At 65.6% G+C, this 16210-nt stretch carries 18 protein-coding genes; 6 read left to right on the forward strand and 12 right to left on the reverse strand.

Translation table 11 applies throughout. The features are described from left to right. Positions 1-13: 13 nt before the first annotated feature. The 5 genes from DJ029_RS14075 to ilvC form a co-directional block, all read right to left on the reverse strand. Positions 14-457 (reverse strand): tellurite resistance TerB family protein, encoded by a 444-nt coding sequence (locus DJ029_RS14075; protein WP_112323117.1) that lies wholly within the window; start codon positions 455-457, stop codon positions 14-16. A gap of 37 nt (positions 458-494) precedes the next feature. Continuing rightward, positions 495-2141, reverse strand: coding sequence for a CTP synthase (locus DJ029_RS14080; protein WP_112323118.1), 1647 nt, complete (start codon positions 2139-2141; stop codon positions 495-497). A 172-nt stretch (positions 2142-2313) separates the two neighbouring features. Next, complete coding sequence (gene secG, locus DJ029_RS14085; protein ID WP_112323119.1) at positions 2314-2676, reverse strand: preprotein translocase subunit SecG; 363 nt, start codon at positions 2674-2676, stop codon at positions 2314-2316. Between the two features lie 95 nt (positions 2677-2771). Then, positions 2772-3182 (reverse strand): DUF6524 family protein, encoded by a 411-nt coding sequence (locus DJ029_RS14090; RefSeq protein ID WP_112323360.1) that lies wholly within the window; start codon positions 3180-3182, stop codon positions 2772-2774. Positions 3183-3317: 135 nt separating this feature from the next. Continuing rightward, positions 3318-4340: a ketol-acid reductoisomerase gene (ilvC, locus tag DJ029_RS14095; RefSeq protein WP_112323120.1), complete on the reverse strand. Its 1023-nt coding sequence runs from the start codon at positions 4338-4340 to the stop codon at positions 3318-3320. Positions 4341-4474: 134 nt separating this feature from the next. Here ilvC and DJ029_RS14100 point away from each other — a divergent pair, with 134 nt between their 5' ends. Then, a complete protein-coding gene (locus tag DJ029_RS14100) occupies positions 4475-4933 on the forward strand; it encodes an Lrp/AsnC family transcriptional regulator (RefSeq protein ID WP_112323121.1) in 459 nt (152 codons plus the stop codon). Beyond that, positions 4930-5403 carry an Lrp/AsnC family transcriptional regulator gene (locus tag DJ029_RS14105; protein ID WP_112323122.1) on the forward strand — a complete coding sequence of 158 codons (474 nt, stop codon included), beginning with the start codon at positions 4930-4932 and terminating at the stop codon, positions 5401-5403. Before DJ029_RS14100 ends, DJ029_RS14105 begins: the two co-directional genes overlap by 4 nt. A 174-nt stretch (positions 5404-5577) precedes the next feature. Here DJ029_RS14105 and DJ029_RS14110 read toward each other — a convergent pair whose 3' ends face one another. Next, positions 5578-6156 (reverse strand): hypothetical protein, encoded by a 579-nt coding sequence (locus tag DJ029_RS14110; RefSeq protein ID WP_232823083.1) that lies wholly within the window; start codon positions 6154-6156, stop codon positions 5578-5580. A gap of 241 nt (positions 6157-6397) precedes the next feature. Between DJ029_RS14110 and DJ029_RS14115 the strand changes: the two genes are divergently transcribed. Continuing rightward, positions 6398-6766 carry a c-type cytochrome domain-containing protein gene (locus tag DJ029_RS14115; RefSeq protein ID WP_157966383.1) on the forward strand — a complete coding sequence of 123 codons (369 nt, stop codon included), beginning with the start codon at positions 6398-6400 and terminating at the stop codon, positions 6764-6766. A gap of 66 nt (positions 6767-6832) precedes the next feature. On the opposite strand, the gene DJ029_RS14120 is transcribed toward DJ029_RS14115, so the two are convergent. From DJ029_RS14120 to nthA, 5 genes are all read right to left on the reverse strand, one after another. Further along, entirely contained in the window at positions 6833-7468 is a 636-nt protein-coding gene (locus DJ029_RS14120; RefSeq protein WP_112323124.1) for a response regulator transcription factor, read from the reverse strand. Beyond that, positions 7465-8904 carry a cache domain-containing protein gene (locus DJ029_RS14125; protein WP_112323125.1) on the reverse strand — a complete coding sequence of 480 codons (1440 nt, stop codon included), beginning with the start codon at positions 8902-8904 and terminating at the stop codon, positions 7465-7467. Before DJ029_RS14125 ends, DJ029_RS14120 begins: the two co-directional genes overlap by 4 nt. Before the next feature lie 94 nt (positions 8905-8998). Then, positions 8999-9337: a nitrile hydratase accessory protein gene (locus tag DJ029_RS14130; RefSeq protein WP_112323126.1), complete on the reverse strand. Its 339-nt coding sequence runs from the start codon at positions 9335-9337 to the stop codon at positions 8999-9001. Continuing rightward, on the reverse strand, positions 9306-9965 hold the full coding sequence (nthB, locus tag DJ029_RS14135; RefSeq protein ID WP_112323127.1) for a nitrile hydratase subunit beta: 660 nt from the start codon (positions 9963-9965) through the stop codon (positions 9306-9308). The genes DJ029_RS14130 and nthB overlap by 32 nt, the downstream gene beginning before the upstream one ends. Further along, positions 9962-10564 carry a nitrile hydratase subunit alpha gene (nthA, locus tag DJ029_RS14140; RefSeq protein ID WP_112323128.1) on the reverse strand — a complete coding sequence of 201 codons (603 nt, stop codon included), beginning with the start codon at positions 10562-10564 and terminating at the stop codon, positions 9962-9964. The genes nthB and nthA overlap by 4 nt, the downstream gene beginning before the upstream one ends. 191 nt (positions 10565-10755) lie before the next feature. On the opposite strand from nthA, the gene DJ029_RS14145 reads away from it, so the two are divergent. The 3 genes from DJ029_RS14145 (at position 10756) to DJ029_RS14155 (ending at position 15198) form a co-directional block, all read left to right on the forward strand. Next, positions 10756-11835: a TRAP transporter substrate-binding protein gene (locus tag DJ029_RS14145; RefSeq protein WP_112323129.1), complete on the forward strand. Its 1080-nt coding sequence runs from the start codon at positions 10756-10758 to the stop codon at positions 11833-11835. Positions 11836-11931: 96 nt separating this feature from the next. After that, entirely contained in the window at positions 11932-12828 is an 897-nt protein-coding gene (locus DJ029_RS14150) for a TRAP transporter small permease subunit (RefSeq protein ID WP_112323130.1), read from the forward strand. A gap of 12 nt (positions 12829-12840) precedes the next feature. Further along, the gene (locus DJ029_RS14155; protein ID WP_112323131.1) at positions 12841-15198 is read left to right on the forward strand and encodes a TRAP transporter large permease; all 2358 of its coding nucleotides are present in this window, start codon (positions 12841-12843) and stop codon (positions 15196-15198) included. Between the two features lie 130 nt (positions 15199-15328). Here the strand turns inward: DJ029_RS14155 and DJ029_RS14160 are convergent, their stop codons facing one another. After that, a complete protein-coding gene (locus DJ029_RS14160; protein WP_112323132.1) occupies positions 15329-16144 on the reverse strand; it encodes an arginyltransferase in 816 nt (271 codons plus the stop codon). Positions 16145-16210 lie beyond the last annotated feature (66 nt).

Raw genomic sequence — 16210 nt, forward strand, 5'->3', positions numbered from 1 at the left:
CCCGCAGCGCTGCTCAGTCCAGCGCCGCCTTGGCCTTTTGCCGCGCGATGCCGTTTTCGACATCCGACAGGCCCAGCAGTTTCACAGCGAGGCGCATGAACGCGTTCTCGGTGTGGTCGCGGGCCTCGTCCGCCAGGGCGACGGACCACAGCGCTTCTAGGATCGCGCCGCGTTCCTCGTGGGGGACGCCGTTCTTGATCACCTGGGTCAGGTGCACGGTGTCGCCGGCCTCCGCCTCCAGCGTTTCGCCGTCGCCCCGCAGGGCGGCGGCGGCATGGGCGTCGAGGCCGTAGCGCAGGGCCAGGATCTCGTCGATGCGGGCCTGTTCGGCGGCGGCGTACTCATAGTCCACCTTCGCGCAGCGCACGAGCAGCGCCGCCAGCGACTGGCGGTAATCTTCTTCCGGGTCGGGCTGGGGGGCCGTGCCCAGAAGGCGGTTCATCAGGTCTGCAAACATGAAGGGTATCTATCCCGCTGCGGCCGGAAGAAAAGGGTCAGACAAGCCGCGACTGTTCCAGCGCCGCGCGCACGAAATCGCGGAACAGCGGGTGCGGGGCGAAGGGCTTGGACTTCAGCTCCGGGTGGAACTGCACGCCGATGTACCAAGGGTGGTCCTTGATCTCGACGATCTCGGGCAGGCGGCCGTCGGGGGACATGCCGGAGAAGGTCAGCCCGGCTTTTTCCAGCCGGTCGCGATAACGGATGTCCACCTCGTAGCGGTGCCGGTGACGTTCGGAGATCGCCGTGGTGCCATAGATCTGGGCGACCTGGCTGCCTTCCTTCAACACGGCGTTGTAGGCGCCAAGGCGCATGGTACCGCCCTTGTCGTCGTTCCGGCTGCGCTGGATGGTGCGGTTGCCCTCGACCCATTCCTTGAGGTGATAGACCACGGGCTCGAAGCGTTTCACGCCGGCCTCGTCATCGAATTCCTCGGAGCCGGCGTTGTCCAGCCCGACCATGTTGCGGGCCGCCTCGATCACCGCCATCTGCATGCCGAGACAGATCCCGAGGTAGGGCACCTTGCGTTCGCGCGCGAAGGTGGCGGCGCGAATCTTGCCTTCGGTGCCACGCTCGCCGAAGCCGCCGGGCACGATGATCGCGTTGAAGCCCTCAAGCAGGGGGGCGACGTCCTTGTCCTGCTCGAATATCTCGGCGTCGATCCATTCCGCGCGCACCCGCACGCGATTGGCCATGCCGCCATGGGTCAGCGCCTCGGCGATGGATTTGTAGGCGTCCTCGAGCTGGGTGTACTTGCCCACGATGGCCACCCGCACCTCACCCTCGGGGTTGTAGACGCGGTCGGCCACATCCTCCCACTTGGTGAGGTTGGGCCGCGGGGCGGGGGCGATCCCGAAGGCGTCGAGCACGGCCTGGTCCAGCCCCTCGCGATGATAGGCCAGCGGCGCTTCGTAGATCGACTTCAGGTCCTGCGCGGCGATCACGCTGTCGGGGCGCACGTTACAGAACAGGGCCAGCTTCTCGCGCTCCTTCTCGGGGATCGGTCCTTCCGAGCGACAGACGAGCACGTCGGGCGCGAGGCCGATGGAGCGCAGCTCCTTCACGGAGTGCTGGGTCGGCTTGGTCTTCAGCTCGCCCGAGGCGGCGATGAAGGGCAGCAGGGTGAGGTGCATGAAAATGCACTGCCCGCGCGGCTTTTCCTGGGCGAACTGGCGGATCGCTTCAAAGAAGGGCAGGCCCTCGATATCGCCGACGGTGCCGCCGATCTCGCACAGCATGAAGTCGACCTCATCCTCGCCGATGCTGATGAAGTCCTTGATTTCATTGGTAACGTGGGGGATCACCTGGATCGTTTTGCCCAGGTAGTCGCCGCGGCGTTCCTTTTCCAGAACCGTGGAATAGATGCGGCCAGAACTGACGCTGTCGGTGCTGCGCGCGGCGACGCCCGTGAAGCGTTCGTAGTGGCCGAGGTCCAGGTCGGTTTCCGCGCCGTCGTCGGTGACGAAGACCTCGCCATGCTCGAACGGGCTCATCGTGCCGGGATCGACGTTGAGGTAGGGGTCAAGCTTGCGCAGCCGGACCGAGTAGCCGCGTGCCTGCAAAAGCGCCCCGAGCGCTGCCGAGGCCAGCCCCTTGCCGAGGCTCGAAACCACACCACCAGTAATGAAAACAAAACGCGCCATTTGACCGCGCCTCCCGCTTGGCAAGCCGACCATTCGGGCCGGAAAAATTAAGGCTGCTCACGGGAGTCCATCGTTACCGGATTCGACGTGATCGCACAAGCTCGGATGACTACATCCGGTATTTTGGGGGAGCGGCGCACCCATAGGTTGCGCCGCTGAACGGGGAAGAGCGTTATTCCACCGGGGGGGGGACCGCAGGCCCGTCGCCGCTGCTCGGCGGGGTCAGGTCGCCCCCAAGCGCCGGGGGCAGGGCCGGGGCGCCGGTTTCCGCGTCTTCGATGCCGACCCGGTCGATCACGCTGTTGCCAGCGGAATTCGTCGTCGAGATCCACGTCAGGGCCAGGCTGGTGGCGATGAAGGCCAGCGCCAGGATCCAGGTCACCTTCGCCATGGGCGTTGCAGGCGGCCGCCCGGAGGCGACACCGCCACCGCCGCCGCCGATACCCAGACCGCCGCCTTCGGATCTTTGCAGCAGCACGGAGCCGATCAGCGCCAGCGCCAACAGAAGGTGTACGGTCAGAATTATGTTTTCCATGGCTCGGACGTATCTCTCTTGGGGTCAGGCGCGGGGTCTAAACTATCGCTTCCGCATTGTCGATGGTCAAATCAAGAGGATGGCGGCGGAGGGCCTCACTCGGCCCCCTGTTCCACGTCGTCAACGTCCAGCTGGCCGGACAGGCGGCGGCGGATGATCGACCAGCTCAGGCCAACCCCCATGATTAGCGACAGGGCAAGCAGGCCGATCCAGGTCAGGGCGGTTGGGTTTTCAAGGTCGATCCAGCCCCAGCTGTAGAACACCCAGAGCACGGCGCCGACAAGCGCTACGACCAGTCCGATGCCAATCACCCCGATCGAGCGGAAGGTCGCACGAAAGAAGACGATGTAGGCGATGAAAAGGATCAGGCCCACCAACACGATCATCGGTGTGCTCTCGCCCCAGTTGTTGCGGGCCCAGTTCACGTAATTCAGCGATGTCGGATTGAAGGTAACGAACACCAGCAGCAGCGCCACCAGCCAGCGGATCAGAAAGGATCGTCCCATGTGCATCTCCCTCAGCGTCGGGTTTGACCCTTGTTACTTGCGCTTGGGGTGCTGGGCCAGCAAAACCCGGCCTTTCGGGTGAATTTCCCGACAGTTGTGACGCGGCGCCCGGTTCGGGCGCCGCGTCTGGCGTGATCAGTTCTTGGACTTGTCCACCATCTTGCCCTCGGAAATCCAGGGCATCATGCCGCGCAGGGTCTCGCCGACCTGCTCGATCTGGTGCTCGTCGTTGATCCGGCGGGTGCCCTTGAAGAACGGCTGGCCGACGGCGTTTTCCTGCATGAAGTCACGCACGAACTTGCCGGTCTGGATGTCGGTCAGGATGTCCTTCATCCGCTTCTTCGTCTCGTCGTAGGGCAGGACGCGCGGACCGGAGACATACTCGCCGTACTCGGCCGTGTTGGAGATCGAGTAGTTCATGTTCGCGATGCCGCCTTCGTAGATCAGGTCCACGATCAGCTTCACTTCGTGCAGACACTCGAAATAGGCCATTTCGGGATCGTAGCCGGCTTCGACCAGGGTTTCGAAGCCCATGCGGATCAGCTCGACCAGGCCACCGCACAGAACTGCCTGCTCACCGAACAGGTCGGTTTCGCATTCCTGGCGGAAGTCGGTCTCTATGATGCCCGAGCGGCCGCCGCCGATGGCGGAGCAGTAGGACTTGCCGATTTCCAGCGCATTGCCGGAGGCGTCGTTATGCACGGCCACCAGGCAAGGCACGCCGCCGCCCTTGGTGAACTCGCCGCGCACGGTGTGGCCGGGGCCCTTGGGGGCCATCATGATCACGTCGACGCCGGCTTTCGGCTCGATCAGGCCGAAGTGCACGTTCAGGCCGTGCGCAAAGGCGATCGCCGCGCCTTCGCGCAGGTTGTCGTGAACGTATTTCTTGTAGGTGTCCGCCTGCAGCTCATCCGGCATGGTGAGCATCAGAACGTCGGCCCAGGCGGAGACTTCTGCCAGGCCCATTACCTGCAGGCCTTCGCCTTCTGCCTTCGCGCGGGAGGGGGAGCCTTCACGCAGGCCGACGGCCAGGTTCTTGGCGCCGGAATCGCGCAGGTTCAGCGCATGGGCATGACCCTGCGAACCGTAGCCGATGATCCCGACCTTCTTGTCCTTGATCAGGTTGATATCGCAATCGCGATCGTAATAGACGCGCATTGGCGCTTCCTCCGATAGTGGTTTCGTCAGCGCCCGAGCATAGTGGGACGGGGCAGAAAAACTGTTCCCATTTCCGGGATCTTCCGCTATCCCCCAAATTTCCATTCGCCAAAGTTGCAAGTAGCGAGAAAATCATGCGTGTCGACGCCACGGACCGTCACATCCTGCGCCTGCTTCAGGAGGACGCGGATCGCTCCACCGCCGATCTGGCCGTCTCAGTGGGTATTTCCCCGGGCGCGTGCTGGCGGCGGATCGAGAAGCTGGAATCCGCGGGCGTCATCACCGGCCACACGGTCGAGATCGATCCCCGCGCGCTTGGTTTCGAGATTCAGGTTTTCCTGCGCATCACCCTGGACAAGACCGCGCCGAACGCCTTTGACAGCTTCATTCGCGCCGCCCGCGCGATCCCCAATGTGCAGAGCATCGAAACCCTGCTCGGCCGGGTCGATATCCGGATGGACGTGATCGCGCGCGACCTGGCCCATTACCAGCAGATCTACCAGGAGCAGATCCTGGCGCTGCCCAACATCGCGGATATCGAGGCGCTGATGCTCGTCTCGGAACTCAAGAACACGGAGGCGCTGGCGATATGAGCGCGGAACTCGACGACACGGACCGCGCCATCCTGCGCGCCTTGCTGGGCGACGGGCGGCTCAGCGCCAAGGCGGTCGGGGCGCGCGTCGGCCTGTCCCAGCCCGCGGCCTGGCGGCGCATCCGCCGGCTTCAGGAAGAAGGGGTGATCCGGGGGCGCCGCGCGCGGCTGGACCCGGCGAAGCTGGGTTTCGGCGTGACCGTGTTCCTTGGCGTGAAACTTGCTGGGAAGGGGCGCGCCAGCCCCGCGGACTTCGAGCGGGCGCTGATCGCCATCCCCGAGGTGCAGGTCGTCCAGCACGTGCTCGGACCCTATGACTACCGCCTGCGCGTCGCCGCGCGCGACCTGTCGGACTTCGAACGGATCCTGCGCCGCCGCATCATGACGCTGCCCGGCGTGGGGGAGGTGGAGTCAAACGTCCTGCTGAACGCGGAGCCACTGCCGCCGGCGCGCTACCTGTTCGCGCAATAGGGGCAGCGCCCCAGCCCGCTCCCCGGCGGAACCGGGGCCGGTGGGGCCGTGCGCAACGCTCATTCGCGCTATCAGGCCCGGGCCGCCCCCGCGACGGCGCGGCGGCACCGGGGGGAGGGGGGGGGGCTGGCCCGGCCTTTCGACTGCCGTCCCCTTGGGGACGCAATCGGCGTGCTACATGTTGTGATGCTCGCAGGTGACGTTCGCGTTGAACGGCATCAGATCGCCCATCGGGTTTTCCCGGAACAGCCAAACGTGCTGGTCGAAATGCGGCATGAAGCCGTGCGCTTCATCCCCCGGTGTGGCCGGATCATCCGCCATGTGATCCCAGTTCCTGCCGTTCAGAACCAGCTCTTCGGTCTTGCCCGAGGCTTCCCAGGCGGCTTCGAAGACGAGGTTTTCCACGGCGACCAGTTCCATCGATCCATCCGCCTGCGGCTCGTAGATCAGGATTGACGGGCGCGTCCAGTCCGTGTGGGTCGAATTGCCGCCGACACGGGGGTCCGTTCCGGTGATCTCCAGCAAGGCGGGTTGGATGTAGTGGATGCCCATCGCGCCCAGTTCCGCGGGAAGCCCTTCCGCTTCCGCTGAAACGCAATGGTTGTCGGGGGTGATGTAGCCTTCGGCTTTCGCGACCTCGATGTCTTTGTACTTCGACACCATTTCGCGCAATTCGTCTAGGTCAACATCCGCGGCAGAAACAGCGAAGGGTATCATGGCCGTAATCGCTGCAAGCATGTAAGTGTGCTTCATGATTTCTTACTCCTCCCAAAGGACTCGGATCGAACGGATCCAAACGTCATTTTAACACAACTTTCGTTTTTCAGCGGATATTTTCGTGCGACCGGGGCCGTGCCGGGGCTTGCGTCTCGGCCCCGTCCTTCGGGGCCATGTCCGGGGACGGCGCAGCTTAACAGGGTCCGCCGGATGGGCTATGCTGCACGCGCGACGGCCCGTTGGATTGCCGCGCGACCTTATTCGTGGGGCACGGCCCATGGCACGCGTTCAGGCTTTCCTTGTCTTCACCGTCTCCGCGCTTCTGGCCGGGGGGGCGGTGGCCGGAACGGACGAGGCGCCGGAATGGGCAGATGTCTTCCAGATCTTCAATACGCGGTGCGTGAACTGTCATGCTGCGCATGGCGCGGCCAAGGGCTTGCGGCTCGATTCCTACCAGGCGGCCATCGCCGGTGGGCTTGCGGGGCCCGTCCTGTTGCCCGGCGATCCGGCGGGCAGCGAGATGGTGCGCCGTATCCTGGGCGAAAGCGTGCCGCGCATGCCGTTCCTGAGCACGCCGCTGCCCCAGGAAGAGATCGACGTCATCCTGCGCTGGGTGGAATCCGGCCTGCCCGAAACCCGCCCCTGAGCGGTCCCGCGGCCGCGTCGCGCCGGAGCGGTGAGGGGTGGCAGTCCAGACCCGGGCCCGGCCCTGTCACGCCTGCAGGACGCCGTTTTCCAAAGCATAGCGCGTCAGCCCGGCGGTGGAGCTGATCCCGAGCTTGCGCTTGATGTTCTTGCGGTGAGTTTCCACCGTGCGGATCGAGATTTCCAGCGCTTCCGCCACCTCACGATTGGACTTGCCCGAGGCGAGGGCCAGCAGCACCGTCTGCTCGCGGCTGGTCAGCGGTTCGCGGCCGTCTTCGGGGTCCATCACTTGCGCGGTGCCGGTGCAAAGATAGGTGCCCCCAGCGTAGACGGTGTTGATCGCGGTCACGATGTCGTCGGTGTCCACGTCCTTCAGCACATAGCCGCGCGCGCCGTGGCGCATCGCGGTGGCGATATACTCGGGCGTGTCGTGCATCGACAGGATCAGCACCCGCGCGCCGGGGTCACGCTCCAGCAGCAGCTCTGTCGCGGCCAGGCCGTTCATCTCGGGCATGTTGAGGTCCATCAGCACGATATCCGGCATCAGGCGCTCATAGGCCACGAGCACCTCCTTGCCGTTGGAGGCGGTGCCAACGACCACGATCCCGTCATAGGTTTCCAGAACGCCCGCCACGCCCTGCACGACAAGGGGATGGTCATCGGCGATCAGCACGCGGATCAAACGGGGCTCGTCAGAGGTCATGCGCTTTCCTTCCGGGCGGGGGGTGGGGAACTGTCCGAACGCAGCAGGTGTTTCAGCGGGATCTGCGCCGTCACCACCGTGCCGGCGGCGGTGCTCTGGATCTGCAAGTTGCCGTCGAGGTGCTCGATCCGTTCGGCCATGTTGCGCAGGCCGACGCCGGGCCGGGTGTCCTGCCGGTGCAAGTCCATCCCGACGCCGTTGTCCTCGATGCGAAGGGTGGCGCCGCTTCTGTGGCCCCAGGCGCGCAGCTTCACCTCGGTCGCGTTGGCGTGGCGCTCGATGTTGGTCAGTGCCTCTTGCGCGACGCGGTAGAGCGCGGTCTTGGCCTCCGCCGTCAGGCGGTTGCGGAACACAGCCGTGTCGAACTCGGAGTGAATCCCGGTGCGCGCGGCGAATTCGTCGACAAGCGTCTTCAGCGCCGGGCCGAGGCCCAGGTCGTCCAGCACGCCGGGGCGCAGGTCGCGGCTGATCCGCCGTACTTCCTGGATCGCGTCGTTCAGCCCGTCGGTCGAGCTGAGGATGCCCTCGGCCACGCCGGGCTTGCCCGCGCGCAGGCGCCGCCCCGCGATGTCCAGCCCGTAGCGCACGCCGATCAGGATCTGGCTGATCCCGTCATGCAATTCGCGCGCCACGCGGGAGCGTTCCTCTTCCTGCGTGTCGAAGATGCGCTGGGTCAGCGCCTTCAGCTTGGTGTCCGCCAGCCGGCGCTCGCGGATGTTGATCCACAGCCCCGAGACGAAGACCAACAGCAGTGCGAGCAGCGTGATCCCCGCGATCCACAGGAAGGTGCGCTGGATGCGCGCCTCGGTCGCGGCGCGGGCGCTGGCCACCTGGGCGATCACGTCGTCGATCCAGATCCCGGTGCCCACCGCCCATCGCCAGTCCTGAAGGCCGATGACGTAGGAATACATCGGCGTCGCCACCCCTGTGGAGGGCTTGGGCCAGACGTATTCGTGGATGCCGCCACCCTGGCGCGCGATCTCGACCAGGCGGCGCACGACGTACTCTCCGTCCTGGTTCGGCACGTCCCACCAGTTCCGGTTGATCAGGTAGGTCTGCTTGGGGCTGACAAGGTTGGTGCCGTCGTAATCGTAGACGAAGAAGAAACCATCGCTGCCATAGGTCATCGCCGCGAGGATCTGCGCCACGCGGGTCTTGGCCTGCGCGTCATCGGGGGCGGCGTTGCCGTAGATATGCCCGATCGAGGTCCGCGCGAGGCTCATGTAGTTCGACAGCTCGGATTGCTTGGCTTCCAGCAGGCGTTCCTCAAGCAGCTTGATCTCCTGCTCGGCCAGCGCGCGGGACTGGACCGCGACCAGCACGGCCATGGCCGAGGCGGCGAAGACGAGCGGCACCGTCGCCAGCAGAAACAGCTTCTGCCCGTAGGTCAGCCATGTCCTCGCCGGGGTCTTCGGGCCTTCTGCGGTCTGTCGCATTCAGCGGCCTTGTCCTGTCGCGTTCCCGTTACTAGACGCAATCCGCCGCGAAAGGTCAAACCGTCCGTGTGCGTTTCGCATGGTCCAGGGGCGCTTAGCGGTGCGGGTCGTTTTCAAGGCGGATCGGCGTGCCGTGGGGCGTGGCGGCGGCAGCGCGCCGCCAGGCGCTGGCGGTTTCGCGCACCGCGTCGGCCAGGGCCAGGGCGCGGGCGGCCAGCACCTCCTCCAGCGTTTCGAGCCAGTGGTCGTAGTAGTCCGCCCCGTCGTCGCGCGCGTGGCCGGGGGCGCGGCGGCGGCCGAACGCCTGGCCCCAGTCGGCCCACGTGAAGACACCGGCGTCGATCAGCGCCACGGTCAGCGCCACGGCCTGGGCTTGCCAGGGCGCGTCGAAAGGGGGCGTGTCAGGCGGGGTCGAGGTAGGGTTCGAAGGCATCGATCGTCACGCTCAGGTCGGGGTCCGCATCCGCGCCCCACAGGGTGGCCGCGTCGAAGACGACGGTATAGACCCACTGCGGCGCTTCCCCGCCGTCATGGGCATTGGTGTCAGGATAGACGTGCACGCCGTGCACATGCTCGATCACGCCGGTCTTGTCGCGGGCGTAGGCGGGCAGGCGGGTGTGCCCTTCGGGCTGGTGGTTGCGCAGCCGCACCCACTGCCCCGGCACGAACCTGGCCGGTGCGCTCGCGGGCCGCGCCACGGGGCCGCCGCTGGCCAGCATCGCGGCCACCCGATCCGGGGCGAGGCGCCGCGCGGCGGCGTCGGGCGGAACGCTCACCGCGCCGCCGGCCAGCTCGGCGGGGCTGAGAACGCCGGCGTCCTGCAACTGGCGCTCCAGGGCGAGGATCCAGATGCGATAGTAGCTCGACGTCAGGTAGGTCGTGTGCGGCAGGCGTTCGCGCGCGTGCCGCCGCGCGTCGATGGTGAAATACCCCAGCGCGTTGCAGGCAACCGTCAGGGCCATGGCGCGCGCCTCCCACGGGGCGTGAAAGACCGGTGTTTCGGCTTCTGGCGTGACCCGGCCGAAGCCCGCGCGCCCGCCAAGATCATGCGGCCCGTTCATGGCGCGCTGACCAGCGCGGTGCCGATCATCGAATCGCGCGTCACCAGCGCGGCGAGGGCCTCTTCATCCAGCCCCTCGGTTCCTGCGGGGCGTTGCGGCACGACCATGTAGCGTACTTCCGAGGTCGAGTCCCGGACGCGGATTTTCGTTTCCTTGGGAAGTTTTACACCAAATTCCTCAAGCACTTTCCGAGGTTCCTTCACCGCCCGCGCACGATAGGGCGGCGACTTGTACCACACCGGCGGCAGGCCCAGCACCGGCCACGGGTAGCACGAGCACAGGGTGCACACGATCAGGTTATGGGTCTGCGCGTCGTTGAAGACGGCGCGCATGTGCTCGCCCCCCGCGCCGCCGTAGCCAAGCTCGGCCACCGCGGAAACGGCGTCGCTGCGCAGCCGCGCCGCGTAGTCCGGATCTACCCATGCGCGGGCGACCACCCGCGCGCCGTTGCGCGGCCCGATTCGGGTTTCCATCGCCTCGACGATGGTGTCGATCGTCGTAGGATCGACCAGGCCCTTTTCGGTCAGGATGGTTTCCAGCGCCCGGACGCGGGCGGTCATCTCGTCCATCTCGTTGTCTGCATGGTCGTGATCGTGCATGGCGCGGCCCTGTTCGCAACTCTTCTTGGCGAGTGAATGCCAGCCCGCGGGCAAATGCAAAAAAAAACGGCAGTTGCCGCAAAGTCAGGGTTTGTCGGTATTTTCCTTTGCCGCGGGGCAGACTAGAACTGCAGTCATAAAACAACTGCCCGGCAACAAGGGCCAGGCAAGAATTATATTGGGAGAGACTGATGGATCGCCGTTCCTTTCTGCGGGCTTCCGCCCTTGGATCAACCGCAGCCGCAACCGGGCTTGCCGCCCCCGCCTATGCCCAGGGCAAGCGCACGCTGACGCTTGTCACCACATGGGGCCGGGGCCTTGCCGGTGTGCACGACAGCGCGCAGCGCTGTGCCGACATGATCACCGCGATGTCGGACGGTCAGCTGACAATCGATCTGAAGGCCGCCGGCGAACTCGTTGGTGCGTTTGAGGTTTTTGACGCCGTGACCTCTGGCCAGGCGGACATGTACCACGGGGCCGACTACTATTTCACCGGGCAGCACCCGGGCTACGCCTTCTTCACGGCGACGCCCTTCGGCATGACCGCGCAGGAGCTGGTGAACTGGTACTACTACGACGGCGGCATGGAGCTGCACGACAAGCTGGGCGAGGTGTTCAACCTGAAGTCCTTCCTCGGCGGCAACACCGGCGCGCAGGCCGGTGGCTGGTTCCGCGCCGAGATCAACGGCCCTGAGGATTTCAATGGCCTGAAGTTCCGCATGCCGGGCCTTGGCGGCAAGGCGCTGGGTTACATGGGGGCGTCGGTCCAGAACCTGCCGGGTGCCGAAGTGTACCAGGCGCTGGCCTCCGGTGCGATCGACGGGACCGAGTGGATCGGCCCCTGGGCCGACGAAAAGGCGGGCTTCCAGGAAATCACCAAGATCTACTACCCCGCCGGTTTCCACGAGCCGGGCGCGGGCCTGTCGCTGGCCACCAACCGCGAGGTGTATGACAGCCTCACCCCCGCGCAGCAGAAGATCATCGAGGTGGCGGCAGGCGAAGCGCATCAGAACAACCTGGCGCAGTTCCTGTCCAACAACGGCGCCGCGCTGCAGCGCCTGATCGCCGGCGGCGTGACCGTCCGCGAGTTCCCCGACGATGTCTGGGATGCCTTCGGCGCCGCGTCGCAGCAGGTCTATGACGAGAACATGGGCGACGACCTGTTCAAGGAAATCTACGAAAGCGCCCAGGCGTCGATGCGCTCCTCTTCCGGGTGGCTGACCCGCTCCGAGGGCGTGTATCGCGCTCAGCGCGACCGGGTCCTGGGCTGAGCGTAACAGTCGGAAAACCCCGCAGGTGCCAGCCTGCGGGGTTTTCTGTATGCACCGGGTCCAACCGGGAAACCCCCAGCACAAGGGGAGAGTGGCATGATCGACGGATTGGTGTGGGTGATCACCAACCTGGTTGCCGGATTTCTGAATATCTTCCGCGCCTTGGCGCAGACCGAAACCTGGCTCGACTGGTCCGACAAGGAAGCGCTGGGGCGCTTCATCTACTACGGCGGATCGACGGAGTTCTTCTTTTCGGTCACCGCGTTCTTTCTGAGCATCCTTGCCGCCGGGCTGGTCTGGCGGCGGTTCCTGTGGGGCGTCGTCGTCGGGCTCGAAGGGGTTGCGAACACGCTTGGACGGCTGTTCGCCTGGGCCGGTCTGCTGATGGTCCTGCAACAGGTGATGATCGTCTTTCTGCAACGGATCTTCCGCGTCTCGGAAATCTCGTTCGGGCCGTTCGGATACGCCTTCGCGCGCGACCTCAGCTGGTGGTCCGAGGAGCTGAAGCTCTATAACGCGATGATCGTCGTGCTGTGCTGTGCTTACACCTTCGTGCAGGGCGGGCATGTGCGGGTCGATCTGTTCTACGCCGGGATGCGGTTTCGGGCCAAGAAGGTGGTGGACATGCTCGGCTCGCTGCTGTTCATCCTGCCGTCGATGACGCTGACCTGGCTGTTCGGCTGGTACTTCATGTGGCGCCACCTGGTGACGCCCAAGATCAACGCCACCGAAACGCTTGAGGCGACGCTGCGCAAATCCAAGCTGATGAAGTGGAACGTGGAAACCATCGGCTTCTCGCCGAACGGGTTCGACGCCTACTTCCTGTTCAAGCTGCTGCTGGTGACTTTCGCGGGCATGATGTTCGTGCAGGGCTGGGCCTTCTTCTATCGCTCGCTCCTCGAATTCCTCGAAGGCGAGCAGAGCGCGGGCAAATACCTCGACAAGGATGTCCTTGAAGACACCACGGCGGAACACGCCGCCGAAACGCATTAAAGGGGCAGGGGCATGATTTTCGGACTCGACGGGATCGAGGTAGGCCTCATCATCGTTTTCTTCTGCCTGTTCTCGGGCATCATGTCGGGCTTTCCGGTGGCCTTCGCCATTGGCGGCTCGGCGGTCATTTCCTTCGGGATCATCGCCTTTCTCGACCAAGGCGGGATCCTGGTCCACCAGGCGATCGACCTTGGCAGCGCGGAATACCAGGCGCTGATCGCCGAGGGCGTCCGGCGGGACGCGATATCGATCTTCCGATACCCGGATCTTCCGCGCACCATCGAGCCGCTTTTGCAGGGCGGCTGGGAGGATGCGCTGAACCGCAACCTCAGCTTCATCGTGAACCGCATGAACGAGCGTGTCCTCGCGGGCCCGTCGATCGAGACGCTGCTGGCGGTGGCCATGTTCGTGCTGATGGGGATCACGCTGGAACGCTCGCGCATCGCGAACGACCTGCTGACCACCATGGCGCGGGTCTTCGGCCCGCTGCCGGGCGGGCTGGCGGTGTCCATCGTGGTGGTGGGGGCGTTCCTTGCCGCCTCGACCGGGATCGTGGGGGCGACCGTGGTGACCATGGGGCTGCTCGCCCTGCCGACGATGCTGCGCAACAACTATTCGCCCGAACTGGCGACGGGGGTGATCGCCGCCTCCGGCACGCTGGGGCAGATCATTCCGCCGTCCATCGTGATCGTGCTGCTCGGCACGCTGGCGGGGGACCTTTACGCCACCGCTCAGGAAGAGCGCGCCGCGCTGGTGGGCTGTTCGGATGCGCTGACCTACCTGGGTGAGCCCGCCGTGCTGTCGGTGGGCACGCTGTTCCAGGCGGCAGTGATCCCGGGGATCATGCTGGCGGGGCTGTACGGCCTCTACGCCTTCGGCTTCGCACTGCTGCGCCCGGAAAAGGCGCCACCAATCCCCTCGGCCGACAGCGATGGCCACGGGCGCGGCAAGGGTCATGGGCTGACCTGGTTCCTGGCGGTGCCGCTTGGCATCGTCGCCTTTGCGGTGGCGGCCAACAGCTTCGGGCTTTCGGGCAGCCAGACCATCGCCGTGGACCGGTTCGCCGCACAGGGCCAGACGGCAGAGCTGCGCACCAACGTCTCGGATGATTGCCGCGCGGCGATGATCGAGCTGCACGGGCAGGAGGCGTGGGACAGGTCCGTCGCCACCCAGGCCGAGATTGAGGCCGGCGGCGGTGCCGCGACCATGGAAGAGCGGGAGCTTTCCGACGAGCAGATGGCCGAGGCCCGCACGCAGGCTCTGGTGGATGCCGCGCCCGTCGGTTCCGGCTTGACGATCATGCTGGTGATGTTCGCGCTGATCTTCGCGCTGGCCCACGGCGTGATGCCCGACGCGCAGCGCCGCCCGCTCTACCTCGGGGTTGCTGGGGTCGTGCTGGCCGTCGTGGTAGACATCCTGACGCTGACGCCGCTGTCCTCGCCGGGGACGGTGTTCCTGTTGCAGGGCATTCCCTTCGCGATGATCCTGATCGGCGCGCGCGCCGCCTTCGCGCGGCTGGCCACGAACGAGCTGCTGCGCGTCGTCTTTCCGCCGCTGGTGCTGATCGTCGCGGTGCTGGGCTCGATCCTCGGTGGGGTCACCAACCCCACCCCGGCGGCCGCGCTGGGGGCCGCGGGGGCGATCATGCTGGCCGCCTATCGAAAACTGCAGGAAGAGGGGGCCTCGGGGTCGCTGATCCTGATGTCCAGCTTTGCGCTGGTGATCATGCTGCTCGTCGGGGTGAACTTCGATCTGCGCGTCAACATCGAGGAGGTGAGCGTCGAGAACTGGATCGCCTTCGGCGTCGCGCAGGTGGCCTATACGGTCGCGATGCTCGGCCTCGTCTTCGCATGTTTCGTGCTGGCGCGGGGCAGGGTGCTGAGCCCGGTGGTGCGCGAGACGGCGAAGGTCACCTCCATGGTCTTCGCGATCCTGATCGGCAGCCAGATGCTGAACCTCGTGGTGATCAGCTTCGGGGGCGAGCATTACATCCAGGACTTCCTGCGCAGCTTCGACCGGGAGTGGGTCGTGTTCCTGCTGGTGATGCTGGTGCTGTTCATCCTGGGCTTCGTGCTGGATTTCCTCGAGATCATCTACATCGTGATCCCCATCGTCGGCCCGGTGATCTACGGCGGCACGATGGACCCGAAATGGGTGACGATCATGATCGCGGTGAACCTGCAGACCAGCTTCCTGACGCCGCCCTTCGGCTTTGCGCTGTTCTACCTGCGCGGGGTGGCCCCGGCGAGCGTGACGACATGGCACATCTATCGCGGGGTGATCCCCTTCGTGCTGATCCAGGTCTTCGCGCTGCTGATGTTCTGGGTCTTTCCGGGCATCGTCACCGTGCTGCCGGACGCCTTCAACTGAGCCTATCGCCAGCTGATCCGACGGAGGGCCCCGCCACGGCGGGGCCCTTTCTGTTACTCCCCATTCCCGCAAGCGCGGGAACGGGGCCCGTGGCGCGCGGGGCGTGGCGGGGGTGATCTGTTGTGGGGGCTCAGTCCTGCTGGGGCAGGTAGATCGCGGCGACCTGTTCGGCGATGGGATCATTTTCCAGCGGATGGGCGGTCATGCGGACCTCGGTATCCGCGTCCAAGCGTTGCCAGTTGCCGCCGCGAAAGATTTCCAGCGGGCGGAAGCGGGACTTGTAGTCCATCTTGCTTGATCCCGGCACCCAGTAGCCGAGGTAGACGTAGTCGAGCCCCGCATCGCGGGCGATCTCGATATGGTCGAGGATGACCTGCGTGCCGAGCGAGCGCTGCGACAGGTCTGGGTCGAAGAAGGAATAGACCATGGACAGCCCGTCGGACAGCACATCGGTCAGGCAGACGGCGGCCAGCTCGCGGCGGTCCGCGCCCTGCTGGTAGTATTCCACGATCCGGCTGCGCACCGGCGTTTCCTCGACCATGGCGGCGTATTCGTAGACGTCCATGTCCGCCATGCCGCCGTCGGAATGGCGGCTGGACAGGTACTTGCGGAACAGCGCGTACTGCTCCTCGCTGGCCCAGGGGGTCGTCGCCTCGCGCACGAGGTCGGTGTTCTTGCGCAGCACCCGCTTCTGCGAACGGGAGGGCTTGAAGTCCTTCACCACGATCCGGGCCGAAAGGCAGGCGGCGCAATCGGCGCAGGAGGGGCGGTAGAGCACATTCTGCGAGCGCCGGAAGCCCTGGTGTGACAGCACGTCGTTCAACTGGTCCGCGTTGCTGCCCTGAAGGGCCGTGAACAGCTTACGTTCCACCTGCCCGTCCAGGTAAGGACAGGGCTGGGGCGCCGTCACGTAGAATTGCGGCGGTTGTGGCAGGCTGTGGCGCATGGTCAGCGGGACCCTCGAAGTTCAAGAAAGGCTAGCAGGGCCTTCCCCGGTCTGACAATCGAAATT

Origin of the sequence: Oceanibium sediminis, assembly GCF_003265325.1 — a bacterium.
Classification (GTDB): domain Bacteria; phylum Pseudomonadota; class Alphaproteobacteria; order Rhodobacterales; family Rhodobacteraceae; genus Halovulum; species Halovulum sediminis.

Bases quoted from the DNA above. Each gene is read 5' to 3' on its own strand.
- DJ029_RS14075 (WP_112323117.1), bottom strand. From the start codon at position 457: ATGTTTGCAGACCTGATGAACCGCCTTCTGGGCACGGCCCCCCAGCCC.
- DJ029_RS14080 (WP_112323118.1), bottom strand. From the start codon at position 2,141: ATGGCGCGTTTTGTTTTCATTACTGGTGGTGTGGTTTCGAGCCTCGGC.
- secG (WP_112323119.1), bottom strand. From the start codon at position 2,676: ATGGAAAACATAATTCTGACCGTACACCTTCTGTTGGCGCTGGCGCTG.
- DJ029_RS14090 (WP_112323360.1), bottom strand. From the start codon at position 3,182: ATGGGACGATCCTTTCTGATCCGCTGGCTGGTGGCGCTGCTGCTGGTG.
- ilvC (WP_112323120.1), bottom strand. From the start codon at position 4,340: ATGCGCGTCTATTACGATCGCGATTGCGATATCAACCTGATCAAGGAC.
- DJ029_RS14100 (WP_112323121.1), top strand. From the start codon at position 4,475: ATGCGTGTCGACGCCACGGACCGTCACATCCTGCGCCTGCTTCAGGAG.
- DJ029_RS14105 (WP_112323122.1), top strand. From the start codon at position 4,930: ATGAGCGCGGAACTCGACGACACGGACCGCGCCATCCTGCGCGCCTTG.
- DJ029_RS14110 (WP_232823083.1), bottom strand. From the start codon at position 6,156: ATGAAGCACACTTACATGCTTGCAGCGATTACGGCCATGATACCCTTC.
- DJ029_RS14115 (WP_157966383.1), top strand. From the start codon at position 6,398: ATGGCACGCGTTCAGGCTTTCCTTGTCTTCACCGTCTCCGCGCTTCTG.
- DJ029_RS14120 (WP_112323124.1), bottom strand. From the start codon at position 7,468: ATGACCTCTGACGAGCCCCGTTTGATCCGCGTGCTGATCGCCGATGAC.
- DJ029_RS14125 (WP_112323125.1), bottom strand. From the start codon at position 8,904: ATGCGACAGACCGCAGAAGGCCCGAAGACCCCGGCGAGGACATGGCTG.
- DJ029_RS14130 (WP_112323126.1), bottom strand. From the start codon at position 9,337: ATGCCTTCGAACCCTACCTCGACCCCGCCTGACACGCCCCCTTTCGAC.
- nthB (WP_112323127.1), bottom strand. From the start codon at position 9,965: ATGAACGGGCCGCATGATCTTGGCGGGCGCGCGGGCTTCGGCCGGGTC.
- nthA (WP_112323128.1), bottom strand. From the start codon at position 10,564: ATGCACGATCACGACCATGCAGACAACGAGATGGACGAGATGACCGCC.
- DJ029_RS14145 (WP_112323129.1), top strand. From the start codon at position 10,756: ATGGATCGCCGTTCCTTTCTGCGGGCTTCCGCCCTTGGATCAACCGCA.
- DJ029_RS14150 (WP_112323130.1), top strand. From the start codon at position 11,932: ATGATCGACGGATTGGTGTGGGTGATCACCAACCTGGTTGCCGGATTT.
- DJ029_RS14155 (WP_112323131.1), top strand. From the start codon at position 12,841: ATGATTTTCGGACTCGACGGGATCGAGGTAGGCCTCATCATCGTTTTC.
- DJ029_RS14160 (WP_112323132.1), bottom strand. From the start codon at position 16,144: ATGCGCCACAGCCTGCCACAACCGCCGCAATTCTACGTGACGGCGCCC.